This is a genomic window from Pseudanabaena sp. UWO310, from assembly GCF_006861605.1.
GTDB lineage: Bacteria > Cyanobacteriota > Cyanobacteriia > Pseudanabaenales > Pseudanabaenaceae > Pseudanabaena.
Map to the genome: position 1 here is coordinate 1 of NZ_SELU01000077.1, position 24,269 is coordinate 24,269.

The window sequence follows — 24,269 nt, forward strand, 5'->3', positions numbered from 1 at the left end:
CTATATTTAGAATGCATGGGTTTGAGTCGATAAAGTCTGCTATCGACCAAATATCTCACAATATACCTGCCATGTCATCTTTACTCTTTTAATCTCTCTATTACCCATTCTTGAAACAGCCCTGCCCTTAAAAAGGGGGAAGAAGAAAATTCTCCCTTTTTAAGGGGGCTGGGGGGATCTAAAACAGTTCTTAATCGGTTCTAAGCAAAAACTAAATTTAACAATATGAGGTGGTTATGTCACGGGATTTTATTACTAAGTATCAAGAATTGCGGGTATATCAATTGGCGTTTGAGGCGGCGATGTCTTTGCGAGAATTGGAATATGAGTTGCCAGAGCGTGAAAAAACTTTACTAGCGGAACCGATGTTGCTTGCCGCAAGGTTGGTTTTTATCCATGTGGCGGCAGCTTGGCACAAACGCTATGCTTATCGCGCTTTTATTACAGGTATTAGTGAGGCGGCGGCGCAGGCGGCTAAAGCTCAGTCATGGATTGAGTTTGCTGTGACCTGTGGCTATTTCGATGCGGAAAAGGGGCAGGAGATCTATCGTCAATATGATGAGATTATTACGGCTCTAGGACGGATGTCTGAGAATGCCAGTGCGTGGCTGGTGCGAGGTAAATAGTGATGTTGCAACGCTCTCAGTTGAAAATAGCGATCGTGGGTGGGCATCCCAGTATTTATCGCGAGGTCAGCCAAGCTTTGCGGGAAAATTACGGTTTAAGTCATTGGGTTGAGTTGCCTTCGTTTAGCAAACTCGGTGTTGGGGGCAGCAAAATCAAGGCAAAGATCCTTTACTGCGATCTCATTTTTATCCTGACTTGCTATATGCGTCACGGTCAAACTGATGCGGTTGCAGCGCTAAAGCGATCGGGGGCGATTTCTGGTAAGGTGATTTTGCTTTGCTGTCGGGGCAGAACTGGTGTAATGCGGGCTATTTTGCATAATGTTGACCTTTTGTGTGAGGTGGCATAGACTATATTTCATTGACCCAGTTCTAGGGGTCAGCCAGTACCTTGAAAACCGCATAACTTCGTCAACCCCAAGAACTCGCTCTCCCAGTAAGGGTTTGAGCCTGTTTTGAAGGAGCCTTATTGAAAGCTATTCTCAATAATTTGACAATTTTCTTACCCCCAAGAATTTTCGTGTTGTCAAATGCGCTCTAGGTAAGCCCTCCAGAAGCCGAGTGGTTTCAAATTTTTTACCCCGCAAGGGGACGGAAACGAAACGTGTTTTGAAATAAAGACCCGCTCACATGTTTCAAATTTTTTACCCCGCAAGGGGACGGAAACCAGCATTTGATTGGTAGGTACCAGTCAATAATAGTTTCAAATTTTTTACCCCGCAAGGGGACGGAAACGTTAGCTTGTAGCCAAAGAATTGCGGAATTCCTGTTTCAAATTTTTTACCCCGCAAGGGGACGGAAACACTTGAATTTCGTCCTGTTTGAATCCTTGGTTTCCCTGAGGTTTCAAATTTTTTACCCCGCAAGGGGACGGAAACTGTGCAGGTTGATTTAGGAAGTTTATTATAAACGTTTCAAATTTTTTACCCCGCAAGGGGACGGAAACCATTTTCATTGTCATTGTCATTTTCATCAGATGAGTTTCAAATTTTTTACCCCGCAAGGGGACGGAAACAATCGCCAGCTAGAACAGATCCAGTGAATAGCACAGTGTTTCAAATTTTTTACCCCGCAAGGGGACGGAAACATGACTTGACGTACCAAACTTGGAGCTTGGTTGTTTCAAATTTTTTACCCCGCAAGGGGACGGAAACTCTTTATTAAAAATAAAGTAGGTTGCGTTAGTTAAAAGTTTCAAATTTTTTACCCCGCAAGGGGACGGAAACTACTATTCAAGATTTGGAAGTTCTGAATCAATCAAATACAGTTTCAAATTTTTTACCCCGCAAGGGGACGGAAACCAGTATGACCTCAGCAACCACAGACACCCTAGAAAGTTTCAAATTTTTTACCCCGCAAGGGGACGGAAACCTGAAGATTGATTAATACCTACTCCAGATGCAGATGTTTCAAATTTTTTACCCCGCAAGGGGACGGAAACACGAATCATACCACTTAACATTTAGAGAATTCCAGTTTCAAATTTTTTACCCCGCAAGGGGACGGAAACTCGTTTTGATACCAAAACTTTGAACTTTCAGTTCCGTTTCAAATTTTTTACCCCGCAAGGGGACGGAAACGTTCACGGGTGCTGGAGTAGCAGTTTGGTTTCCTGGTTTCAAATTTTTTACCCCGCAAGGGGACGGAAACAATCTTTAATTGTATAAAGACCATTATTTTGTTGATGTTTCAAATTTTTTACCCCGCAAGGGGACGGAAACTTAACGAGATTACTGAAACAGCTCCAGTAATCAAGTTTCAAATTTTTTTACCCCGCAAGGGGACGGAAACGGGAGGGAAAGATCGAAGAATGAAGATCGAAGAGGAAAAAAAAGACGAAAAAAGAAATAAATATTGTTGACGGCAAAAACAAAAGATAATAGTTTTCCGAGGAATTTAAGCTAAATTCGATCTTCTTTCTTCATTTTTCCGTCTTTAGTTCGCGGGGACGGAAACGGGAGGGAAAGATCGAAGAGGGAAGAAAAGACGAAGAAATAAAAAATATTAGTGACAAAGAATAGAATAAGATAAGAAATAATAATTTACTGAATCCTAAAGCCAAATTCAATCTTCAGTCTTCCGTATTCATTTTTTTCCTTGGAATGCTCCCTTTACCTCAAGCTAGTAAAATTTAAGGCTAAAGATCGCCTTCTCCAAATTATTCTTTGGTAAAGCAATGCGTAAAACTATCGACTCCCTCGCCAAGCCTAATAAATATCCCATCATCTTCTTTGTCTTTACCCTAATTCTCAGCATCGCTGCCAACGGATTATCGACACTGCTCCTTGATACCCTCGGCACATGGTTAGAGACAAAATTGTCGAAGCCATATATCAAGATGCAAAGGAAAATTACGATCTGTATGATTCAGACATCATCGCTGACTATACTGGTGGCACAAAATCCATGACCGCAGGACTAGTCCTCGCCTGTGCTAGTCCAGATCGTCGATTACAATATGTCCTTAGCGACTATATTGATAATAAACCTGTCAATCCCAAAGTGATGGAGATCAAACTCTCCTATAGCCTTAAACCAGTCAAGACTTACTAAGCACTCCATGTCAAGCCCCAAGAGACCAGCGATCGCCCAATGGACAGACGACACCGAAATCGTCAGCATCACTCTGAGCTTAAGAGCGATCGCTGACATTGAATTATCCCCCAACTACACCACCGCATTCCATGCATGGTTTCTCCATCAAGTCCGCGACAGCGATCCACAACTTTCAGCCTATCTCCATGATGGACAATCCGAAAAAGCCTTTGCTATATCTCCTCTCAATGGCAAACTCGAACCGATAGCCAATACCTTCCTTGCTAAAGCCGATAGTACCTATACTTGGACAATCTCCGCCCTATCCAAGTCTCTATGTGCATGGTTGCAAACTTGGTACAGTAATCATCCAGAGACGATTAATCTTTACAAAGGAAATTTCGCGATCGAGCAGATCGACATCAATCAACCACCTACTACCTACAATAACCTCTGGTCAGCTTCATCAAATCTAGATTCAAGATTTACACTTGCTTTCTTAACTCCTACTTGCTTTCGCAGCAAAAATCACCATTTACCCTTACCCATTCCCACCAATATCTTCCATAGTTATCTCCGTCGATGGAATGACTTTGCTCCCGAAGCTTTTCCTCAAGAAGAGTTTTTAGCATGGATTGAAAAGGTAGTTTATATAACTAACTACGATCTTGAATGCACTAAAGTTGCTGTTGCGAAACAGGGCTATGTGACTGGCTTTACTGGTACTGTCGAATTTGCGATCGATCTCAAAGCCTCTCGTAATTCTGATTTTGAAAGGTTGCTCTCGGCATTAATTAAACTCGCTAATTATTGCGGTACAGGGCATAAAACCACCTTTGGGCTGGGACAAACGAGACAGATTGGGAAGAACGAAGTCGGAAGTAGGAAGAGTGAAAAAGAAAGAATTACAACCACTCCTATTCAAGACCATTTAATTAAGAGAATTGCGGAACTAACGGATCTATTCCTGCAAACCAAAAAACGACAAGGCGGCGATCGCGCTCAGAACACCGCTACTGTCTGGGCAACCATCTTAGCCCGTCGCGAATTAGGCGAAAGCTTGAAGGCGATCGCGAGCGACCTCAATATGCCCTATGAAACGGTCAGAAAATATGCCCAAGCCGCACGTAAAGCGATCGAGGCTTTAGAATCGAACAGAATCGAACTTGAGACTGTAGCTTCAGTTTCATCCTTATAGCAAAGGCAAATAATGCATCAACTCTTGAGTTGTCTCATCTATCATTCTCTGTCTAAGAGAAATTGGTGCTAAAACCTCCCCATTGGGTCGCCAGTCTCGCAATCTTTGAATAATATTAATGTCATTCGGGCGAATTAAAGCTTGATAGTAGCGATCGCTGGGACTACGTTGTTTGAGAATAGCTAAAATACTTTCTCTATCATGGGCATTAGATATAGCTTTTTGGATCAAAGGTGAAATCTGATTATAGGGAATAGATTTAAAGGTGGGATGACGCACTGTGTTATCCACATACCAACGCGCAAAATCTTCTGAAAAGCGAATTAATAAAAGTTGTGGTTCTTCATAAAACTTAAAACCCCACGCTTTTTGTAACTCTATCTGCACTACTTCAGGTGTCGGTAACTTGCCACTATTACGTAATTGTTTTAAATGTTTAGGAACTTCGCGATCGCCCCAAGCGAGAATTTTTAGGCTTTTAGAAGTAATCCGATCTAGACGATAATTGTGCCAACCCATATTACCGTCAGGATCGATACCATAGGCACTGAGGTATTTAGCACGACGCAGATAGTTAATACAGACAGGATAAGCGGTGATCTGCTTAATATCACTCGAAAATCTGGACAACTCATTCGGATTTATTGGCAAAGATTGAGTAATACTTGTTGAGGTTAATTTAATCACTTCATAATCAAATTGAATCACACCACTATCGGCAGTATGCCAAAGATCGGCTAATTGCTTGTGATAATCATCTACTCGATCTTGTACATTAACAGGCAGAATGTAATCGAGATTAACAAAAGTATGGGGCAGTTTTTGATGTTGTGATAGCAAGCGATCGCCATCTTGTTCGGAAACCAATAACTCTGAAAGAGAATCTAGCAATAGCTCTAGATTTGGCTGCACCATTGAGAGTGTATCAAGAGCAACTAGCAGATCAAGACATTGCTGGCGCGATAGATTTTGACTTAGCCATGAATTAACTATCGGCAATTGAGAAGGCGATCGCTCAGTGAAAAATCCCAAATAAAGATCAGGTGGTAACTGAGGTAAAAGATCAACAGCCAAAATTTGAAATTCGCCTCTAGGAAGAACTTTTAGCCACCCAAGTCGTGCTAACTTCTCTAAATCTGCCCTTATAGAACGATGCACAGTGGCAAAGGGGAATTGGGATAGTTCGGCTTCCAATTGCTGCTGATCAAAACCTGTGAGTAATTGGAAATGCAATTGCGTATCCTTTGTGATATGCAACCAATTATTTAAAGACTTTGCACAAATACAATGGCGATCGCCACAGCCATTGACAAAAGTTTCAGCCTTGAATTTATCAGAAATAGGATGATGCCGAGTATATAGGCGATCGCGTAGGTCTGGATAATGAAACAGATCGGGCAACAGGCGATCGCGATAAATCATTCCTAAAATCACCCAAAACCGCACCGCCCGACTCATACTACTCGCCAGATTACCCTGCACTAACCAATGTAGGATTTGGATAGTCGGTGCGCTTTGAAAAATAGCCGTGATATCAGATGACATAAATCCTTAATTGAATACCCATCTTCAATGATGCCCTATAGTGACAACAAATATACTTAATTGCACTCCAGAATGCTAGACAGAAAATTAACAAGATCAAGTAATTTCAATCATCTGCATAAATAGCCCAGTTTTCTTAATCTTTCTTGACTATTATGAAGTATTTAGCCCAATTATACTCTTTCAGTCTAAACTTATGACAAGTAACTTGCAGTGGCTCTCACTCATGGCTATTCCCAAAATTCAGTTATTTCTAACTGCCAAAAAATCTGTTAATGGACTTGCCTATCAGCAGTTAGAGATTGAGATCCTTACCCCTGATCGTGTGATTAATCCTGCCGATCTGATTGGGTTAGAACTTCCTTCTGGTGTGGATACTAGTAATGGCGTAGTGATTTCAGGACGAGCCCCAATCTGGCTCTATGCTTACTTTGTTAATGAGTTGCACCCGACTAAGTGGGTGGCTTGTTATGACCCGCGTATTTCGGGCGGCGTTGTAGTGGCGACCCATAGTAATCAAGTAACTATTGGTCAGATTATTACTGAATCTCAATCCAGCGAAGTCCAGCTATGTCCAGCCCTGATGATTGTTGGTCCCCCGAATAGCGGCAAAAGCGTGTTATCCCATGCCTTATTTAAAACCTTGCTACAGGAAAACTCTCATGTGTATTTACAGAGAGCAAATTGGGATGGGGAGGGGAACTGGACAATAGAGCTAGGGGATGAAGAGCAAGCAGAAATAATGAAGGTTTCTAACAAAGGGGAATTAACCCAAGGCTTTTTTCCCTATCATGCTCAAGCAATTTTAGAATTACGCCGCCAAAAATCTTTAGTAATTGTCGATATTGGCGGAATGGTACAACCTGAAAAGCAACCGATTCTTGAAGCTTGCTCTCATTATCTGATCGTTAGCTCCAATTCCGATGAGGTGATTAAATGGCATGAATTTTGTCGCGATCGCGTTAATCTCTCTACCGTTGCCGTGATTCACAGCACTTTGGAGACTTGTGAAGAAGTCAATCAATCGCAATTCTATTTAGAAATGACCTGTGGCGCTTGGTTAATGGGTCAGTCTCGCGCTGTTCCTGATGAGTTATTAAAGAGAGTGCGATCGCTTCTTTTGGAACGTTAAATCAAATTATTCGCTCAACACACCGATTTCTCATCGCTCTGAGTTGAAGGTGGAGATATACGATCGCAAAATCGCTGTTTTCAGTCAGCAGGATCTGAGTAATTTAGGTCAAAAACTTCTAAATAGAGTAAAACAAAATGACTAATTCAAATGTTAATCCTATAACTACGGCTCTTGCTTGGTGTCAGGGCTGGGGCGATCACCGAGAACCGCAATTCGCTCCCGAAGTCTTGCAGAATATGCGTCAAGCCCTTAATAATGGCGAAGAAGTTTCTATACAAGTGCGCTCACTAGTCGATCAAGTTAAGCAATTACAAAATATTAGTCCTAAATATTTCCCTAATACCATTCAGGAATTGCAGGAGCAATATGCAGAACTCTGGAATCAACAAACTAAAGTCGGTTTGGTTTATGGTGGTGCAACTAAAATTAAACAGTATGTATTTGAAGCCGCGAAACTGTCAGACATTCGCGGTGCATCAGCATTGCTTGATCGCATTAACCTAATTGATATTCCTGCATTTTTTGGACATTACGATCAGGGAGTGAAGAAATCTCTAACTGTTGAAAAGTGGCTAAAAGATAACTTCCCAAACCTTAGCAATGCTCTAATTCCTGAATTATTAATTTATTACAAGGGCGGTAATGTCTTAGCATTCTGCCCTGCGGCTCTTGTGGATGATCTTGCCAATGCGATCGAGCGCCGTTATACCGAAGAGACACTTACAGCTAATTCCTGTGCAGTGGGTCAGACTTTTGATTTATTAGAAGTTCGTTTTGGTCTACTAAATAATGCGGAAAACTTCTGGCTAGATAGCTATCTCAAGTCGAACAACTATCAAAATCCATTAGTTGAATCCTATTTTGGCAGTTGCAAAGATACGGACGGTAAAACTAAGTCACAACAGAAATTGCGAGAAGCTTTTGCAGAGCGCAAGAACTTTAATGAATTGGTGACGAGTTTAGCGATCGCTTTTAATCAAAGACGCGCAGGAAATGTCGCTAGAGATCGTCCTAGTCGTGCCTATCCACCGATATTTGAGACGCATCCCTATCTAGTCAGAGATGAAAGCGATCGTCGTTCTGCGATATTTCAAGCCAAAGAATTAGGGGATCAGCCACGGATGTCGGAAGCATTGGCACGCAAGCGCTTAATTGGTCAAGTTGCTAAGCGTGATGCTAATCGCCAATGGTATGAGAAGATTGGATTTGATTGGGTATCTAGAAATGAACAAATTGATAGCTGGGTCAAGAAGTTTACCAAGTTTATTGAAGATTCATCTTCTAAACTGCCTTATCCTCAAGATCTAAATATTCAAGAAACTTTATCACTGCGAGAGATTGGACAGATTAGCAATGGATTTGTGGGCTATATCTACGCAGATGGTAATAATATGGGCGGATATATCCAGAAGTATATCCAAACCCCTGAGCAATATCGACAATTTAGTGACGATATTTTTGAAGCAACTGAGCAATCAGCCTATTATGCTCTAGCGCAGCATTTGCAACCTGAAATAGTCGATCGAGAAATGGAATCGGGGCATAATCGCAAGGTATTAGTGCATCCTTTTGAAATTATTGCGATCGGTGGTGATGATGTTTTGATAATTGTCCCTGCGGACAAAGCACTAGCGATCGCTGAAACCATTGGTGAGAAGTTTGAAGAAATCCTCAAATCTAAGGGCAGATATGCAATTCCTGAAGGCAAGAAACCTACAAAAAATAGTTTTCAGCGCTATCAAAATGGGTACATTAAACCATCAGAGTCAATTCTGAGTACATCTTTGGGTGTGTTAATTACTGCGGAGAATACTCCCATTTACTATGCTGAAAATTTAGTCAATCAATTGCTGAAATCTGCTAAGGAGAAAGCAAAGTACCTAAAAGCAAAACATGGATATCATGGCGGAACTATTGATTTTCTTTCCATGAAATCTGTTACGATGCTGTCATCTAATATCAAAGATTTTCGGAAAGAAGGACTCACCAAAGAGAATTTACGCTTTTATGCAGCACCCTATACTTTGCATGAGATTGGTGGATTAATTGAAGTGGTTAAAACTTTGAAAAAAGCTAATTTTCCACGATCGCAACTCTATCAACTGCGAAACCTATTAGAAAACGGCAAGCAAACCGCCATTATCAACTATCGATATTTTCGAGTTCGACTCAAGGATGGACAATCGGAACTTAAAGAGCACTTTGAAGAAGCTTGGTGTAGCGCTAAAACCAATGACGGTAATCTTGCGCCTTGGATGTCAACTGATCAGAAAGATGCAAAAGATAGAACCATTTATGAAACAATTTGGCGTGATCTAGTTGATATCTATGACTTTGTGGAAGACACAGAAACAGTCTCAGAAGAAATGCTAGAGGAGGTAAATTCATGATTACATTAGCGACATTACGCAATCCCACCACTAGCATTAATCTCACAGCCACCATCGACTCAGCGCTCTGTGTTGGTGCGGGCGGCTCATCGGGTTCACTAGCGGACAAACCGATTATTCGCAATGCTGATAAGAAATTGCTAATTCCTGCATCACAACTGAAAGGCAGATTGCGCCATGAGTGTGAAAAGCTCACAAGAGCATTGAAATGGAGTATTTGCGAATCGCCGAAAGCGGAAACCATGTGTCCACAGAGGGCAGGGTTATCTGGTAATTTTCAGCGTGAGCAATATTTGGCTTCAGGGTATGAAGATCGAGAACAGGATAGGCAACATCATTGTTTGATTTGTCAGATTTTTGGCAATCCTGTTTTGAATTCACAAGTTCTCTTCGATGATTTAATCTGTACAGAAGACCCTGAAAACTTGTCTGAAGTAATTCGCCCAGGGGTAACAATCAATCGCCGCCGCCAGACTGCGGAAGAGAATAAGCTCTATTTTCTAGAGACTTCGCCCGCTAATGCTCAGTTACAGTTTCAGGGGCAAATACATTTCTTGCACAATTGTCCAGACTTTGGTAAGGCGCTAATCTATGCGAGTTTGCAACATATTAACGCTCTCGGTGGTAGTAAGTCATCGGGATTAGGGTGGCTCACTTGGGAAATTGAATCGACCGATATCGATGATTCTGTATGGCAGTTTTTAGCAAAGGGAGGTGAGGCATGAATAGAATTGATTTAGAAATAAAGGCACGATCGCCTTTAGCGATCGGTAAACAAAAACCAAGTAGTTCAGTCAGTGAAGCCGATGAGTATATCTCAGGCTCTGTAATTCGTGGTGCGATCGCTGCCCAAATCTTGCAACAATCGGGTCATAGTTCTAACGACTTTTCTACCAATGGCGGTGATTTTCAAAATTTATTTTTAGGCGATCGTCCCGCCATATTTCAAAATGCTTATCCTGCCTTTGTTAATCCTCAAATCGCAGTACAGGTAATGCCCTCAACAGTGTTAAGTTCAAAAAACCAATCTGGATTTAAGCCTGAAAACAACGGTGTATTTGATACTCTGATTGATCGCTTTTGTGCAAAAGCATACGGTCATTTGTACGATCCTAACTGTCCGACAGATGGCGATCGCGTTGATGCTTTTACTGGGTTCTATGGTATTGCTAATGGTAAATATTACAAGCCCTTAGTTGATAAACGCCTATTAACCAGAGTGGGCATCAATCGCCGCCGGGCCGTTTCTGAAGAACAAATTCTTTACAGCATTGAGGTCATGAATGAATTAAAAATTCCTTCTAAGCCCCATAAAACTGAACCTAGTATTTATCGCAGTTCTATTTATGTTGATGATGCCGATCTCGCAGCTAGTTTGCAGCAATTCATTCATGCTAATTCGCAACAATTTCGATTTGGTGGTTCTGCTTCGAGAGGTTTGGGTAAAACAGAAATAACGGCAACCCTAGCTAAACAGACAAAACCTGATCTAGATCAACGAGTGAGTAGTTTCAACGAGAAATTAACAAAACGATGGAAAGATTGGCAGATTTTTGGTAAGTCTCAAGAAGATGTCACAAAAAATCGTAAATTCTTTACTCTAGATTTACAATCCGACGCGATTCTCACCGATCAGTGGCGGCGAACTACGGTAATTTCTGAGGCAATGCTCAAGCAATTTACAGGTATTGCCGATCCTAGTCTCAAGCTCCACGTTGTGTATAGCAGTTACGACTATCGATCTGGTTGGAATGCTGCATGGGGTTTGATGAAAGATGTTGAATTAGTGACTAATCGAGGAGGTGTTTATTTATTTAGCGTGGAGGTTAATGAGAAGGGCGATCGCTTTGCTGAATGGCTAGAGGCATTAGAGCTTTTAGAGATTAAAGGATTAGGCGATCGCACTTCCGAAGGTTTCGGTCAAGTTCAAGTTTGCAATGATTTTCATTTAGTATTAAGAGAGGAATCAGTATGACAACTACACAAGGAATAGATACAACCACGCTCAAAGTTCAAAGCGGCATTCGTCAAGCCGAAGATGAATTAGTAAAAGCAATTCAAGAAGCACTCAATAACAAATCTTCCTATGGCGATTTAGAAGAATCACAGTTCCGCAATCTGGTAAGAGTTTCTGATTCAACAGAAAGCGCAGAAGTGATTAAAAATTTCTTGCGCTATCAAGTTGGACGTGATGCTAAATGGGGAAGAGGTGAAAAATCTCTGGCTACTAAAATCATCAGCGACATTGATGGCTTGATTAAAACTATGGCTCTAACTATTGTCGCTAATTGTAAAGGTGGCGATATTAAGGCGATTCATCTGGAACTTGTCAGACGCTATTTAGGCTATGGCGCAAGACATTTAAAGTATTTGCGTGATGGCAAATAATGAATGCCCTGATGCCGAAAACATGTGGTACTGGTATAAATAATATTGAAGGAAATCGAATATGAGAAATACTCTTATTTGTACAGTTGGAACAAGTTTGCTTAATAACCTCAAGTATTCTGATGGTGATATTAAGCAGGCATTTGATGACCAAAACTGGAACCAAGTATCTTTACTTCTTTTAGAGAAGTACAACTCAGATCGTATTTGTGGTGCAGAGATTAATTCGATTACAAGTATTTGTAACAAAGGTCTGTTATCTGCAAAAATCAAGCTAATTTTTCTCGTGTCTGATACAGATGAGGGTAAAAAAATTGGTTCTCTGCTTAAACTTTATTACAGCAATGCTAAAAATGAAGTCAGATTTGAGAAAGTTGAATTCCGTGTGCTGTCAGGACTACGAGACGATGATGTTAAAGCGTTTAAGCAACAGGGATTAAAAAATCTTGTCCGTGAGATTAGTACAGAAGTTAGGGATTTTTCTGCTGAGGCGATCGCAATAAATGCTACTGGTGGTTACAAAGCTCAAATTTCTTTTGCAGGTATGATTGGTCAAGCTTTGGGTATTCCAGTCTACTACTTGTTTGAGAAATTCTCTGAAGTGATTGAGCTACCACCACAACCCGTTTCGCTTGACTTAGCTTTTTGGCTAAACAACTATTCGTTATTTGAACGACTTGAATCTGAGCAAACAATTCAAAAATCACAATTAGAAAGTGAGATTGAGAATGAATATTTACAATCTCTTATTGATGAAGAATTAATTGATGATCAGCCTTATGTTAGCTTGTCCGCAATGGGTATTTTGTTTAACGAGCGATCGCGATTACAGTTTGCTAAACAAGAAACTACTCTACTATCTTTAATTCCTCAAGATGATACTACTCCTGAACGGAAGCCAATTAGTTTGCGAGATGATCATGGTCAAGATATATTGCAAGCCTTCGCTGAAAAAATCCGTCGATCGCCTTATGTGAAGAGAATTATCAATTCTCTCCCATTTAACCCGAAACAGGTAAACCCAATTCGTAAGGTTGAATCAAGCGGGATCGTGGAATTTGTGTTGACTTGGACAGATCGAGGATTAGGATTGAGTATTCAAACCACTGGCAGAAATTTGGCTGAGACTAATACTATTGCTTTGCATTTAGCAGATAAGTTTACTAAAGGATAGAAAAATGTTTGATGTATTTAAGAACCGCTTAGAAGTTACTGGCACGCTCACCACCGTTACCGCCTTACGCATTAGTGCAGGGCGATCAACTGAGCCGATTGGCACTGATTTACCTGTGATCAAAGACGCATTGGGACGACCACTCATCCCAGGATCAAGTTTTAAAGGTGCCTTGCGATCTCGTCTTGAGAGTTTCCTGCGTGGGATTGAACCAAGTCTTGCTGCCAATCCCGCTATAGAAGCAGAGTGGTCTATTCCCAATGATCGTATGAACGGTAGTGATGGAATTAAATTTGAAGTTGAAGAATTACTCAAACATTACCCAGATAGAGAAAGGGCTGGTAAAAGAGATGCTATTCTAACTTCTAAGATTTTGGATGAAACCGATTTAGCCTCGCGTCTTTTCGGATCGCCTTGGCTTGCTAGTAAATTTCAAGTGCGCGACTTAACGGTTTTGCCTGACACATGGTTTGGGCAGTACCAAGAACGGGATGGTGTCGCCATCGATCGCGATACGGAGACGGCGGCTGATGGCAAACTCTATGACTTTCAAGTAGTACCTGCTGGGACACCCTTTGAGTTTAGAGCCGTGGTTGAGAATGCCGAAGACTGGGAATTGGGTCTATTGATGATTGGTTTACATCAGTTTGAGACTGAACAAATTCCCCTTGGTGGTGGGCGATCGCGAGGGTTAGGTGTTGTTCGATTAGATATCGATCAATTGCGCTGGTTTGACGTGGAAGATGATCCTGTTCGCTTGATTGACTATCTCAAAAAACTTGTAAATGGAGACATTACAGCCTATGTCAACGGTGAAAATCTCAAACCTGATTGGACAAAAGCCTTGATTGCTCATTTGAGGGAAACAGTTAGCGATCGCAATCCCGTTTCAGTATTGTGAGACGCAATTGATAGCTTTTTTAGACAAAGCCACCGCCTAAACTCATATATAAAGGAAATTATTAATCATGCACAAACGACTAGTCAATCATTGCACCATCAATTTGAGTCTGATTCCCGATGGTCCGATTTTGATTAAATCGGGCAAAGAAGGAGCCGATCCGACTAAGCCAGATATGGAATTTGTTGAGACCTATCACGGAGGGAGTAAAACAATTTACTTGCCAGGGAGTAGCCTCAAGGGAGCGATTCGCGCCCATGCAGAGAGGATCGTGAGGACGGTGGGCAGCGATGAGCGCCCTAAAATTGACAAATGGAAATTGTGGACGAGTAATCCTCTCGACAGTAATGACAAGCAGAATAATCCTAATGCTACTGGTAGCTACTTGGAAGATTGGAAGAAAAAGCATAAAGATAGTCCTAATTTTGGTTCAGAAATTTACAAGCAATCTTGTTTTATCTCTCAGATATTCGGGAACACATCTCTAGCCAGTCGCCTCAGAATCGAAGATGCTTATCCCGATCCTGCAAAACCTGTGAAAACAGAAGAGCGTAATGGGGTAGCGATCGATCGCGTATTTGGCTCAGTCGCGGTAGGACCTTTTAACTATCAGGTATGTACCGCAGGTGAGTTTCAAACCAAGATTCATCTTAAAAATTTTACGCTTGCTCAACTAGGTTTAATCGGTTTGGTGTTGCGCGATCTCAATGATGGCTGGTTTGGCATTGGCTTTGCCAAATCACGTGGCTTAGGAACAGTGCAAGTCAAGTTAAATTCAGCAGTAGTTCAATATCCTAGCTGTGAGCTAAGGGAGGATGGACAAATTTATTCCTTTGGGCAACAAACTGCTCTTGGAGCGCACAATACATTATTAGGAACAGGCGAATTTCTAGAAGCGGATAATCCTTATGGTTTTGTGAAGCCAGATCGACAAACAACGCCAATCGCGGCGACAATGATGGATTTGGGTTTTGGTGTGCAATTGTCTTGGCAAGGGAATGATGAAACAGGTGTTCCTAATTTGTTTAAATGTGCTGTGCGATCGTGGAGTGAAGTTTTGAGGAGGACAGCAGCATGACTTTAGTTAAGAAAGCATTTGTGGGAACCAAGGACAACCTCTCTGACACTGAACTCAAAACCTTATTGGATCGCTATAAGGGTAATCAAAACTATTACTACTTCTTGCGTTGGTCAAATCGTGTTAGTGGAATTGTTACAAGTCTTGGAGACTTCCCTAGCCCTGAAGGACAGATGTTTAATGCTGATTTAGAGATCCGATGGAAACAGAAAGGAGAAAAATATGATGTGTTGCTCTTGAGCAAAGAGGATAGCGACTATGCTGATTTTGATAGCTTTGCTCAAACATGGCAATCTGAGGATCGCAGTGCTAGTTTCTATCCTAAAACTGAAACTAGATTCCCAAAAGGATTTATCTATTCTGAGAAGTTAAACATCGGTCAACGCTACTTCAAAGATAAAAACACAGGTATCGTCCATTTTGTTGCACTCACTATCGATAACTCTATTGGTACAAAATCATGACCAACTATCAACCGCCAAAACCCAAAAAGCCAATTCCAATCACAAGTCCCTCCGTGCCTAGCAACAATGATAATGGGAGTAAACCCTATGCAATGGTCGCTTTTCCCACTACTCCGCCGCCTAAAGCCAAGCCTGCGGGACATCACAAATATTTAGACAAACACATTCACGGCGCTTTATTTCTGACGCTCAAGGTGCAGACTCCGCTTTTTGTTTCTACTGGGGTAGTGGCACTAGGCACAGATGTTAATGCGCATGTTCCATTGATCAAGACTATGACTATGAATACTGACAAGAAGTTGGTAATTCAGGGTAGTTCGTTAAAAGGCTGCATTAGAGCAGTTTATGAAGCAATTACGAATAGTACGCTTGCTGTAAATACACTTAGAGCATATAGAGGGAAATTACCTAATTCTGACAAAATTAGTCCTTGTACTAGTAAGAACAGTTTGTGTTCTGCTAGTCAAGTTTTTGGAGCTTTAGACTGGCAAGGCCTAGTTGAATTTAGTGATGCAGTCTGCGATAAAAGCCTTACTACTACAGGTTTTATGCCTTCACTCTACGCTCCTAAACCTGAACCTTTTAATGAAGAAACAAATAGAAAAGAGTTAAATCGGAATTATTTTAACTCTCGTGGACAATTGATTGGTAGAAAGTTTTACTACAACTTTGCCGAAGCAGTTAGCAAAGGAGAGAATCAAGGAATCCCTGTGCAACAAGCATCTAAGGACTTTGCTTTCAAGACTGAGATTCATTTTAAAAATCTCAAGCCTGCTGAGTTGGGAACCTTGTTAATTATTTTAGGACAAGATCCGCAATACCCGATCGCTCTTAAAATTGGTGGCGGCAAGCCGATTGGCATGGGGACGATGACGGTCACGGTTGATAAGATTGAGCAAGCTGGTAATTTGCGCGATCGCTATTGCAGTTATGACCCTCCTGAATCTGATCAACTCACTGAAGATAAGTTGCAAGAATTTATGCAAACACAGATCAAGGCAGCTAAGTCTGGTTTGATTCAGACAGTGCAACTTACCGAACTAGCGGCAATTCTCGCATATCCATCCACAAAACAACCACCATCGGGAATGTACTAATGAACGACACGCTCACCGAAACTCAATGGCAAACTGCCCATAAAATTGCGATCGAGCTTGTCAAGAGCGAGACCGATCCCAATGAAGTTAGTAAAGCTAATTCATACCTGCGATCGACGATTGAACAACCCAATGAGATCGCTAAATTTTTCAAGTATATCGGCACTCTAGTTAGCAGTGGCGACAAAATTGGACATAGCCGAAAGACAGTCAAATATTATCAGAACATTTCCACAGCCTACAAAAAACACCTCAGCAATCAAGATAATCCCCAAGCCATGATGCAAATCCTTGGCTGGGTATCTCGATTGATGCGCTATTACAAAACTGCCCCCATCGCGGAGCTAGATGCCAAACTGCTAGAAAAGACGGCTCAGCAGTTGGAAGTAGGAGATATTACTGAGGCTAAGGTAATCAGCAAGAAAGATAAAGGCAAAGAAGTTACCTACGAAATCATCGGGACAAGCATTAGGCGTAATAATAAAGAGCCTAAAAAATTTGAAACTCTATCTATTGATCAAGTTGTCAAGGTTGAAATTTTGGAGGTTGATGATGGTATTCCTAAAAAGTTTAAGCGAGTGGATTAAACTATGACCAAAATTCTATTTATTACCGTTGAGGGTTTATTCAAGAATAAACCCTCAACGGTAATTTGTGCAGGAAAATGGGGGTGAAAGTAAGATGAAAGACGGAAGGTCGAAGATGGAAGAAAGACAAGCGCAATAATTTTCTTGATTTCATCTTTTCTTCCCTCTTCGATCTTCATTCTTCGATCTTTCCCTTACGTTTCCGTCCCCTTGCGGGGAAATGGGTATGAAACAGTGCTGCGGAAAACAAGGTCATTGCTGGAAACAGTGCTGAGTTTCCGTCCCCTTGCGGGGAAATGGGTATGAAACTCGGTGGGGCAACAAATCTAAACACCAAAACAATATTAATGTTTCCGTCCCCTTGCGGGGAAATGGGTATGAAACACTTCAACTCTGTTGACTCCTGCCCCGATGGCAGTGTAAAGTTTCCGTCCCCTTGCGGGGAAATGGGTATGAAACCCTAATATGGGAAGGAGAAAGAGGGCAAAGCCTCAACAAGCAGGTTTCCGTCCCCTTGCGGGGAAATGGGTATGAAACTCTTCTGTTCGTGGTTCGGTCGTTCTTTCTTCCATTTTTGTTTCCGTCCCCTTGCGGGGAAATGGGTATGAAACACTATTGATTTTGTTTGCTATCTATATTGGTAAATATAAAGGGTTTCCGTCCCCTTGCGGGGAAATGGGTATGAAACAATCCCGCCTTGATACCCTAGTTAGTTATGCGATATCTGTTTCCGTCCCCTTGCGGGGAAATGGGTATGAAACAAGCTTATACCGTGACAACGACCCGTTCTGAATGCACGTTTCCGTCCCCTTGCGGGGAAATGGGTATGAAACATTTCACATTTTTAAGCCATATCCAGCAAACCTTTCAAAGGGGTCAATCGACGCACCTCATTTTAGTCTCAATAAGAACGCCTTATTGACAGGTTTTTAAGAAAACGGACATCTTGAAAACCTTACTAGATATGCCATCGACACACGTCAACGAAATAATGTGGTTTTCAAGGTTCGGTGGGGGTGCGTCGATTTGACGATACAAATCAGAATAATGGCTAAAAACAAAAAAGTCAACTTAAATAATGTAAACATTTGGTGGTGGTTTTGGCAACGCACTACCGATCGCTAAAGCCTTTGGCAACGCATCAGGTTTAACTCGTTTTTTCAACTGCTCATACAGTTTTTTCATCGCTCTTGATGCGATAAAGGAAAGACTGAAGAATGAAGGCGGAAGAATGAATTTAATTTGATATATTCAGCAAAACCTATTATCTTTCTTCTTTAATATTTATCATCGATTTTAATCGCACTTTTTTATTGTTTATTGCATTTTCTCATTCTTCGACCTTCGGAGCAAAATCCAGAAAATTCTTGTTCCCCTCGCCCTTTAGGAGAGGGTTTAGGGGTAAGGGTCTTAGAAACTTCCACGTAACATCAGTTACTAAATATTCACAGATTCAATAGATAGAGACTCGGCAAGGTCAAAGTTTTGCTGTACCTTCAACGCGCTTTCCAATAACTGCGATAGGTTTTCTTTGCGAGTTTTGAGTTTCGTGAGATTGGTTTGAGCTTGAATATATAAGTCTTTAGCATTGGGTGGAACCCTTTGCATGATTGCGATCGCTGTTTCGAGATCTTTGATTTTGGCTTGGACTTTTTTAATGTCAGCAAAATTATCAGGACTTGGCTCAGACATAATTGATTGAATAAAGGCAATTATTAAGGTAATTATTTAAGGAGCTTTTTAATCTTTTCTTGAGGTGAAAGCTCACCAATAGAGGTTCTGTCAGAAATTGAGTTTTGCCGATCGCTTTTACCAATCAGGAATAACAAAGCCCGATCGCTGAGATTGCCAATCACGAAGCTGCCGATAAATACGCCCAAGGTGCAAGCAATCACAGCAAATAGTCCGAGAGGGGCGATGATTAAAATTCCCCAAGTGACTGCGGCATTGGCGATCGCGCTCGTGATGGTGCGGTAGCGGACAAGTTTTTTGAGTAATGATAGAGACATAATCTTTTGACTCTTAGCTATTGATTTGTAATTGCTTAGAGATTATGACATGACATTGAAGAGGGGGCTTCAATGTGCTGGTTAACTAGAAAGACTCCTCACCTATTATCGCGAAGAAACATGACGGCAATTTATTTGACAGAAGCAGGAACTGTTGTGAGCTTTAAAAATCAATCTTTGCTGATCACCAGAAAAGGAGATACGAGGTCTTTTCGGTTGGCGGAAGTTTCGCTAATTGTGGTTCATGCGGGTGTGCAGTTAACCAGCGTAGTGATTGCCGAGTTATTAGATCGCGGACTGGAGACAATCTTTATGCGTCAAGATGGTCAGTTTCGGGGCAGGTTACAGGGTTGTTTTCACACTAATCCGTCAATTCGGTTGGCTCAATATCAAGTTGTGGATTCAACTTTTGGGATGGCGATCGCCCAAAGGTTAATTGAGGGCAAAATTCGGAATCAGCGTGGGATTTTGCAACGGTGGAATCGGGCGAGTAAGGGGCAGATCGGGGAGATTGCTGAGGCGATCGATTTATTGTCAACTTACATTATGCAGGTTAATAATCGCTCTGTTCCTTACGATCGCGATGCTTTGATGGGTTTAGAAGGTATTTGTGCACGGACTTACTATCAAGCTTTGCGTCATTATTTCCCGTCTGAATGGAAATTTAGTGGGCGCAATCGGCAGCCGCCACTCGATCCGATTAATGCGTTGCTCAGTTGGGGTTATGGTGTGTTATTAGCAAGGGTTTTTTCGGCGGCGGTGGTGGTGGGGCTTGATCCTTATTTGGGATTTTTTCATGTGACGCAGCCCTATCGTCCGAATTTGGTGCTGGACTTGATGGAGGAGTTTCGTCCTGTGGTGGTGGATGCGATCGCGATCGCAATTATTCAGTCTCAGGTTTTAGATCCTTCTGATTTTGAGCCTTCGCCTGATGGGGAGGGAATCTGGTTGGGGACTATGGCTAAGAAGCTTTTTCTGACTCAGTTGGAGCGTCATTTTAATACGGCGTTTGTCTATCCGCCCCAAAATCGTAATTTACGTCTTAGTCAGATTTTGGTGGAGCAGGCACGATCGCTGGCGCGTTGTTTTGTGGAGCGATCGCTCGATTATCAGCCCTATGTAATTAAATAGCAGAAGCGGCGCTTGTTTTATTTATTCTATTTAATTTAGGGATAAATGTATGCTGTGGTTGGTGTGTTATGACGTTGCGGATGATCGTCGCCGTTTAAGGTTGGCGAAGCGGATCGAGCAACGCTGTCAGAGGGTGCAGCGATCGGTTTTTGAGTGTCCTTTGGATGAGTCGGTGCTAGATCGTCAGCTAGAAAGGTATTGGTTGCCTTTGTTAAATCTGGAGGAAGATAATTTGCGGGTTTATCCTTTGGATGCGACGGCGAAGAGACGGACTAGGGTGTTTGGCAGTCCGCGTCCTTATGAGCCGCCTGATTTTGTGATTTTATAAGTGTTAAGCTATGTAAAGCATCGGCTATTTTTGTCGCTGGTTGCTATGGTTAGATTTTGGGAGTTTGAGTGATTATTTGAGGGCTAATGGGTATTTTTAGGTTTGACTTGTAGGCGAAATTGGGTTATTTTATTGATATTGCAGTTTTGAAAACAATTTTAAGTTTCCAATTTGTTTTCAGGTTCGTTTGTAAACGAATGTTAAGTAAGCTGCAAAAACTGAACCTTGAAAACTGCATAGTGTATAGCATTCAGAAGCCTAGGCTTCGCTACGATATTTACCCCGCAAGGGGACGGAAACCTAGAACGAATCGATAAAAAAGCGGAATATCGTCTAGAACTACACGCTTCGCTACGATATTTACCCCGCAAGGGGACGGAAACTAATGCTGAATCTTTCTCTTATGATGATTTTTCAAATAACTTCGCTACGATATTTACCCCGCAAGGGGACGGAAACCCGCTTGTAGCGACAGCTTTGTAGATTGCCAAAAACTCACTTCGCTACGATATTTACCCCGCAAGGGGACGGAAACATGATTGTCAGCAATCTCCCTAGCGAGGGAATCAATCCTTCGCTACGATATTTACCCCGCAAGGGGACGGAAACTGCTTTCGGCAAGGCTTTCCACATTCTTGACATTGCCCTTCGCTACGATATTTACCCCGCAAGGGGACGGAAACAGGATTGGTGATATCTTCGTTAAGGGCATTACCATTGCTTCGCTACGATATTTACCCCGCAAGGGGACGGAAACCTATGCAAAAATCATCTAAATTGCAGTTTAAATTGAGAGACTTCGCTACGATATTTACCCCGCAAGGGGACGGAAACTGTCATCTATACTAACCCATAAATGATTTAAACCTTCTTCTTCGCTACGATATTTACCCCGCAAGGGGACGGAAACTCCCTGCGAAGTTGTCGTCGATGTCTTGCAGTACGTCACTTCGCTACGATATTTACCCCGCAAGGGGACGGAAACAAGTATGTGGTCATGGGGAGATCGCCAATTAAAACCGACTTCGCTACGATATTTACCCCGCAAGGGGACGGAAACCTTAGATTTTTTGTATGCTTCGATCAGCATTAGAGAAACTTCGCTACGATATTTACCCCGCAAGGGGACGGAAACTGTAGATAGCGGGTTGTCACTTTTGTACTGTTTTGTGCTTCGCTACGATATTTACCCCGCAAGGGGACGGAAACCGAGTTCAGGAATAGTTAAGTTACGCAAATCTTCTTTTATAACTTCGCTACGATATTTACCCCGCAAGGGGACGGAAACGAAGTGTAACAGTTGCACCAACTTTTTCAAGGTTCTCCTTCGCTACGATATTTACCCCGCAAGGGGACGGAAACCTGACATAGTAAAGAATTACCATATGTCCTAGATAGCCTTCGCTACGATATTTACCCCGCAAGGGGACGGAAACGTGATGCCGTCGCCGCGGCCGAAGGGGCTGTTCATCTGCACCTTCGCTACGATATTTACCCCGCAAGGGGACGGAAACGATTCAAAAAAATATATACCTCCTGAACAACGTTATTTACTTCGCTACGATATTTACCCCGCAAGGGGACGGAAACAGTCAGCAGGTGTTTATCCTGACAATAATGCTTGGTTATTTTTCTTCGCTACGATATTTACCCCGCAAGGGGACGGAAACCAGAGTGATTAAAGCTGATTCTATCAGCGCTGCAATCCTTCGCTACGATATTTACCCCGCAAGGGGACGGAAACATCGAGGCCGCACCGCCTCGCCCCCTGCCCGTAGACGCGCTTCGCTACGATATTTACCCCGCAAGGGGACGGAAACTTGTTTGAAAATCTTCTTGTCTTAATTTGCGTCGAACTGACTTCGCTACGATATTTACCCCGCAAGGGGACGGAAACCCATGATTACATAGAAGAAAATGAGTGGTTTGTTCCTTCTTCGCTACGATATTTACCCCGCAAGGGGACGGAAACAGCTGGTTTTGAGAAAGAAGTATACGAGCTACTACTAGGTCTTCGCTACGATATTTACCCCGCAAGGGGACGGAAACCTGAGAGGAGATACAGAAGGTGCAACAATTTATGATCAGTTCTTCGCTACGATATTTACCCCGCAAGGGGACGGAAACTGCCAAATCGAGCATATCGTTCTCATCATCAGAAATGGGAGTTATCTTCGCTACGATATTTACCCCGCAAGGGGATGGAAACTTTTAATTTCTGTATTGTGAGTAGCAAGTAAAACTTGGCTAGACTTCGCTACGATATTTACCCCGCAAGGGGACGGAAACTCGTAGTTTTAGCAAAAGGTATTTGAACGAAATTCTCTTCGCTACGATATTTACCCCGCAAGGGGACGGAAACTACAATTGCTTACATCACATCTCATAACACCCATGTTAATCACTTCGCTACGATATTTACCCCGCAAGGGGACGGAAGCTCTTTGATCTGCTCGAAGGTGATTACAGCATCGGTCACTCTTCGCTACGATATTTACCCCGCAAGGGGACGGAAACGTAAGGGTAAGATCGAAGACTGAAGATTGAAGAGGGAAGAAAAATGAAAAAAGCAGAGAATAGTTGGTGGCAACAAAATAAAATATGATAATTTGATTAGACTTTAAACGCGATGTGCAACTATTCTTGAGCTATTGCTCTGAGGTTGTTTAAGCTACCGAAAATTTAAACTACTCATTAATGTAGTACGAGAAATCACGGCTTTCAGACTTTTAGTTGCACATCGCGTGACTTTAAGATAAATTCAGTCTTCAATCTTCAATTTTTCGTCTTTAAATTTCCCTCTTCATTCTTCCCTCTTCCGTCTTTAACTCGCGGGGACGGAAACGTAAGGGTAAGATCGAAGATTGAAGGGTAAAGAAAAGATGAGGAGTAAAAAAATATAGAAATGCTAAAATTGTTGCGATTGCGTAAAATGATTACTTTCTTAAATTTCATTCTTCAATCTTCCGCCCTTAAATACCCTCCAATCTCACAAACCCAAATATCCCCATGACCAGCAGAGAAATCGACCCCATTAGAGAAAATCGAATTGACTATGAAATAGTAGTCGATACATACGGCGAAGCAGAAAGAGCAATGGGTTGGTACTGCTATCTCCAAGATAAAATTACCTTCCCATTCTCTGCCAAATGGAAAAAGAAAACAAAAAAAACAGGTGCGATCACAGAAAAAGACGTTGAAGTATTAGACATGGCTTCAGAAGAAGATTGTGAAAGCAATATGTATGTCGAAGTAGCCTACATTGGTGAAGAAGATGATACCTTTACCGCAAAACTGTCAGACATCGAAGCCATAAAACCAGACCCAGCAACCGAAGAAGCTCTAGCAGACTGGCAATATTGGATAGACATGAATTATGGATTTTAGACGTAGCAATTCAGACGGAACTTCAAATTTTTGGAGACTTGAGGAAAGTTAACAAGAGAATCCACCAAGGTACTCGTAAATCGGGAATTAACTTAGCTCTGCTTTTAAGAGTTGAGAAAGCTTGCACCAATAAAAACCTGAGAGAGCGCAAAGAAACAGGACGATACTCAGAGAGTGTAGAGTATTTTGTGTAAAGTCTGGGATATATACAGAGAGACAATCTAGACACACAACTACTAACACCAAAACAGATGAATATACGCAAAGAACTGCTCGATGAATTGTTGCAAGAATGT

At 41.9% G+C, this 24,269-nt stretch carries 22 protein-coding genes, 1 pseudogene and 3 CRISPR repeat arrays; of the genes and pseudogenes, 18 read left to right on the top strand and 5 right to left on the bottom strand.

The genetic code is table 11. From position 1 onward, the window contains the following. Positions 1-236: 236 nt before the first annotated feature. From PseudUWO310_RS20000 to cas6, 4 genes are all read left to right on the top strand, one after another. Entirely contained in the window at positions 237-626 is a 390-nt protein-coding gene (locus tag PseudUWO310_RS20000) for a four helix bundle protein (RefSeq protein WP_143122226.1), read from the top strand. Positions 627-628: 2 nt separating this feature from the next. After that, the gene (locus tag PseudUWO310_RS20005; RefSeq protein WP_143122227.1) at positions 629-976 is read left to right on the top strand and encodes a hypothetical protein; all 348 of its coding nucleotides are present in this window, start codon (positions 629-631) and stop codon (positions 974-976) included. Positions 977-1,190: 214 nt separating this feature from the next. Continuing rightward, a CRISPR array of direct repeats spans positions 1,191-2,417; the repeat unit is 35 nt; unit sequence GTTTCAAATTTTTTACCCCGCAAGGGGACGGAAAC. Between the two features lie 510 nt (positions 2,418-2,927). Next, entirely contained in the window at positions 2,928-3,179 is a 252-nt protein-coding gene (locus tag PseudUWO310_RS20010; protein WP_143122228.1) for a hypothetical protein, read from the top strand. A 7-nt stretch (positions 3,180-3,186) separates the two neighbouring features. After that, on the top strand, positions 3,187-4,359 hold the full coding sequence (gene cas6 / locus PseudUWO310_RS20015) for a CRISPR-associated endoribonuclease Cas6 (protein WP_143122229.1): 1,173 nt from the start codon (positions 3,187-3,189) through the stop codon (positions 4,357-4,359). On the opposite strand, the gene PseudUWO310_RS20020 is transcribed toward cas6, so the two are convergent. Then, entirely contained in the window at positions 4,354-5,904 is a 1,551-nt protein-coding gene (locus PseudUWO310_RS20020) for a TIGR03985 family CRISPR-associated protein (RefSeq protein WP_143122230.1), read from the bottom strand. The genes cas6 and PseudUWO310_RS20020 overlap by 6 nt on opposite strands. Before the next feature lie 196 nt (positions 5,905-6,100). Between PseudUWO310_RS20020 and crn3 the strand changes: the two genes are divergently transcribed. The 11 genes from crn3 to PseudUWO310_RS20075 all read left to right on the top strand — a co-directional run bounded on the left by crn3 (position 6,101) and on the right by PseudUWO310_RS20075 (position 17,118). Next, positions 6,101-7,036, top strand: coding sequence for a CRISPR-associated ring nuclease Crn3/Csx3 (gene crn3 / locus PseudUWO310_RS20025; RefSeq protein WP_143122231.1), 936 nt, complete (start codon positions 6,101-6,103; stop codon positions 7,034-7,036). 137 nt (positions 7,037-7,173) lie between these two features. Next, on the top strand, positions 7,174-9,429 hold the full coding sequence (gene cas10, locus PseudUWO310_RS20030) for a type III-B CRISPR-associated protein Cas10/Cmr2 (RefSeq protein WP_143122232.1): 2,256 nt from the start codon (positions 7,174-7,176) through the stop codon (positions 9,427-9,429). After that, on the top strand, positions 9,426-10,154 hold the full coding sequence (locus PseudUWO310_RS20035; RefSeq protein WP_143122233.1) for an RAMP superfamily CRISPR-associated protein: 729 nt from the start codon (positions 9,426-9,428) through the stop codon (positions 10,152-10,154). Before cas10 ends, PseudUWO310_RS20035 begins: the two co-directional genes overlap by 4 nt. Then, positions 10,151-11,404 (top strand): CRISPR-associated RAMP protein Csx10, encoded by a 1,254-nt coding sequence (gene csx10, locus PseudUWO310_RS20040; protein WP_143122234.1) that lies wholly within the window; start codon positions 10,151-10,153, stop codon positions 11,402-11,404. The genes PseudUWO310_RS20035 and csx10 overlap by 4 nt, the downstream gene beginning before the upstream one ends. Then, the gene (locus PseudUWO310_RS20045; RefSeq protein WP_143122235.1) at positions 11,401-11,817 is read left to right on the top strand and encodes a hypothetical protein; all 417 of its coding nucleotides are present in this window, start codon (positions 11,401-11,403) and stop codon (positions 11,815-11,817) included. Before csx10 ends, PseudUWO310_RS20045 begins: the two co-directional genes overlap by 4 nt. 61 nt (positions 11,818-11,878) lie before the next feature. Beyond that, positions 11,879-12,991 (top strand): putative CRISPR-associated protein, encoded by a 1,113-nt coding sequence (locus PseudUWO310_RS20050; protein WP_143122236.1) that lies wholly within the window; start codon positions 11,879-11,881, stop codon positions 12,989-12,991. Between the two features lie 4 nt (positions 12,992-12,995). Further along, on the top strand, positions 12,996-13,892 hold the full coding sequence (gene csx7 / locus PseudUWO310_RS20055) for a CRISPR-associated RAMP protein Csx7 (RefSeq protein ID WP_143122237.1): 897 nt from the start codon (positions 12,996-12,998) through the stop codon (positions 13,890-13,892). 67 nt (positions 13,893-13,959) lie between these two features. Next, complete coding sequence (locus tag PseudUWO310_RS20060; RefSeq protein ID WP_143122238.1) at positions 13,960-14,970, top strand: RAMP superfamily CRISPR-associated protein; 1,011 nt, start codon at positions 13,960-13,962, stop codon at positions 14,968-14,970. Then, the gene (locus PseudUWO310_RS20065) at positions 14,967-15,434 is read left to right on the top strand and encodes a hypothetical protein (RefSeq protein WP_143122239.1); all 468 of its coding nucleotides are present in this window, start codon (positions 14,967-14,969) and stop codon (positions 15,432-15,434) included. Before PseudUWO310_RS20060 ends, PseudUWO310_RS20065 begins: the two co-directional genes overlap by 4 nt. Further along, on the top strand, positions 15,431-16,531 hold the full coding sequence (locus PseudUWO310_RS20070; protein ID WP_143122240.1) for an RAMP superfamily CRISPR-associated protein: 1,101 nt from the start codon (positions 15,431-15,433) through the stop codon (positions 16,529-16,531). Before PseudUWO310_RS20065 ends, PseudUWO310_RS20070 begins: the two co-directional genes overlap by 4 nt. After that, positions 16,531-17,118, top strand: coding sequence for a hypothetical protein (locus tag PseudUWO310_RS20075; protein ID WP_143122241.1), 588 nt, complete (start codon positions 16,531-16,533; stop codon positions 17,116-17,118). Before PseudUWO310_RS20070 ends, PseudUWO310_RS20075 begins: the two co-directional genes overlap by 1 nt. Here PseudUWO310_RS20075 and PseudUWO310_RS23060 read toward each other — a convergent pair. The 3 genes from PseudUWO310_RS23060 to csx18 all read right to left on the bottom strand — a co-directional run bounded on the left by PseudUWO310_RS23060 (position 17,115) and on the right by csx18 (position 19,127). Continuing rightward, positions 17,115-17,297: a hypothetical protein gene (locus PseudUWO310_RS23060; RefSeq protein ID WP_190316092.1), complete on the bottom strand. Its 183-nt coding sequence runs from the start codon at positions 17,295-17,297 to the stop codon at positions 17,115-17,117. The two genes, PseudUWO310_RS20075 and PseudUWO310_RS23060, sit on opposite strands and share 4 nt — an antisense overlap. A gap of 19 nt (positions 17,298-17,316) precedes the next feature. Then, positions 17,317-17,951: a CRISPR direct-repeat array (repeat unit 35 nt; unit sequence GTTTCCGTCCCCTTGCGGGGAAATGGGTATGAAAC). Between the two features lie 604 nt (positions 17,952-18,555). Continuing rightward, positions 18,556-18,810 (bottom strand): hypothetical protein, encoded by a 255-nt coding sequence (locus PseudUWO310_RS20080; RefSeq protein ID WP_143122242.1) that lies wholly within the window; start codon positions 18,808-18,810, stop codon positions 18,556-18,558. Between the two features lie 32 nt (positions 18,811-18,842). After that, positions 18,843-19,127, bottom strand: a complete 285-nt coding sequence (csx18, locus tag PseudUWO310_RS20085; protein ID WP_143122243.1) for a CRISPR-associated protein Csx18 — start codon at positions 19,125-19,127, stop codon at positions 18,843-18,845. 120 nt (positions 19,128-19,247) lie between these two features. On the opposite strand from csx18, the gene cas1 reads away from it, so the two are divergent. The 3 genes from cas1 to PseudUWO310_RS20100 all read left to right on the top strand — a co-directional run bounded on the left by cas1 (position 19,248) and on the right by PseudUWO310_RS20100 (position 23,973). Continuing rightward, positions 19,248-20,258 carry a CRISPR-associated endonuclease Cas1 gene (gene cas1, locus PseudUWO310_RS20090; RefSeq protein WP_143122244.1) on the top strand — a complete coding sequence of 337 codons (1,011 nt, stop codon included), beginning with the start codon at positions 19,248-19,250 and terminating at the stop codon, positions 20,256-20,258. A 49-nt stretch (positions 20,259-20,307) separates the two neighbouring features. Beyond that, positions 20,308-20,586: a CRISPR-associated endonuclease Cas2 gene (gene cas2, locus PseudUWO310_RS20095; RefSeq protein WP_143122245.1), complete on the top strand. Its 279-nt coding sequence runs from the start codon at positions 20,308-20,310 to the stop codon at positions 20,584-20,586. A 263-nt stretch (positions 20,587-20,849) separates the two neighbouring features. After that, positions 20,850-23,103: a CRISPR direct-repeat array (repeat unit 37 nt; unit sequence CTTCGCTACGATATTTACCCCGCAAGGGGACGGAAAC). A gap of 492 nt (positions 23,104-23,595) precedes the next feature. Then, positions 23,596-23,973: a calcium-binding protein gene (locus tag PseudUWO310_RS20100; RefSeq protein WP_143122246.1), complete on the top strand. Its 378-nt coding sequence runs from the start codon at positions 23,596-23,598 to the stop codon at positions 23,971-23,973. 22 nt (positions 23,974-23,995) lie between these two features. Here PseudUWO310_RS20100 and PseudUWO310_RS23420 read toward each other — a convergent pair. Further along, positions 23,996-24,269, bottom strand: a pseudogene (locus tag PseudUWO310_RS23420) (hypothetical protein); the annotation flags it as partial.

Coding starts and splice junctions, on each gene's coding strand:
- PseudUWO310_RS20010 (WP_143122228.1), top strand. CDS start 2,928: ATGGTTAGAGACAAAATTGTCGAAGCCATATATCAAGATGCAAAGGAA.
- PseudUWO310_RS23060 (WP_190316092.1), bottom strand. CDS start 17,297: ATGAAGATCGAAGAGGGAAGAAAAGATGAAATCAAGAAAATTATTGCG.
- cas1 (WP_143122244.1), top strand. CDS start 19,248: ATGACGGCAATTTATTTGACAGAAGCAGGAACTGTTGTGAGCTTTAAA.
- PseudUWO310_RS20075 (WP_143122241.1), top strand. CDS start 16,531: ATGAACGACACGCTCACCGAAACTCAATGGCAAACTGCCCATAAAATT.
- PseudUWO310_RS20060 (WP_143122238.1), top strand. CDS start 13,960: ATGCACAAACGACTAGTCAATCATTGCACCATCAATTTGAGTCTGATT.
- PseudUWO310_RS20005 (WP_143122227.1), top strand. CDS start 629: ATGTTGCAACGCTCTCAGTTGAAAATAGCGATCGTGGGTGGGCATCCC.
- PseudUWO310_RS20050 (WP_143122236.1), top strand. CDS start 11,879: ATGAGAAATACTCTTATTTGTACAGTTGGAACAAGTTTGCTTAATAAC.
- PseudUWO310_RS20065 (WP_143122239.1), top strand. CDS start 14,967: ATGACTTTAGTTAAGAAAGCATTTGTGGGAACCAAGGACAACCTCTCT.
- PseudUWO310_RS20080 (WP_143122242.1), bottom strand. CDS start 18,810: ATGTCTGAGCCAAGTCCTGATAATTTTGCTGACATTAAAAAAGTCCAA.
- PseudUWO310_RS20070 (WP_143122240.1), top strand. CDS start 15,431: ATGACCAACTATCAACCGCCAAAACCCAAAAAGCCAATTCCAATCACA.
- cas2 (WP_143122245.1), top strand. CDS start 20,308: ATGCTGTGGTTGGTGTGTTATGACGTTGCGGATGATCGTCGCCGTTTA.
- PseudUWO310_RS20020 (WP_143122230.1), bottom strand. CDS start 5,904: ATGTCATCTGATATCACGGCTATTTTTCAAAGCGCACCGACTATCCAA.
- csx7 (WP_143122237.1), top strand. CDS start 12,996: ATGTTTGATGTATTTAAGAACCGCTTAGAAGTTACTGGCACGCTCACC.
- PseudUWO310_RS20000 (WP_143122226.1), top strand. CDS start 237: ATGTCACGGGATTTTATTACTAAGTATCAAGAATTGCGGGTATATCAA.
- PseudUWO310_RS20100 (WP_143122246.1), top strand. CDS start 23,596: ATGACCAGCAGAGAAATCGACCCCATTAGAGAAAATCGAATTGACTAT.
- PseudUWO310_RS20045 (WP_143122235.1), top strand. CDS start 11,401: ATGACAACTACACAAGGAATAGATACAACCACGCTCAAAGTTCAAAGC.
- cas10 (WP_143122232.1), top strand. CDS start 7,174: ATGACTAATTCAAATGTTAATCCTATAACTACGGCTCTTGCTTGGTGT.
- csx10 (WP_143122234.1), top strand. CDS start 10,151: ATGAATAGAATTGATTTAGAAATAAAGGCACGATCGCCTTTAGCGATC.
- csx18 (WP_143122243.1), bottom strand. CDS start 19,127: ATGTCTCTATCATTACTCAAAAAACTTGTCCGCTACCGCACCATCACG.
- PseudUWO310_RS20035 (WP_143122233.1), top strand. CDS start 9,426: ATGATTACATTAGCGACATTACGCAATCCCACCACTAGCATTAATCTC.
- cas6 (WP_143122229.1), top strand. CDS start 3,187: ATGTCAAGCCCCAAGAGACCAGCGATCGCCCAATGGACAGACGACACC.
- crn3 (WP_143122231.1), top strand. CDS start 6,101: ATGACAAGTAACTTGCAGTGGCTCTCACTCATGGCTATTCCCAAAATT.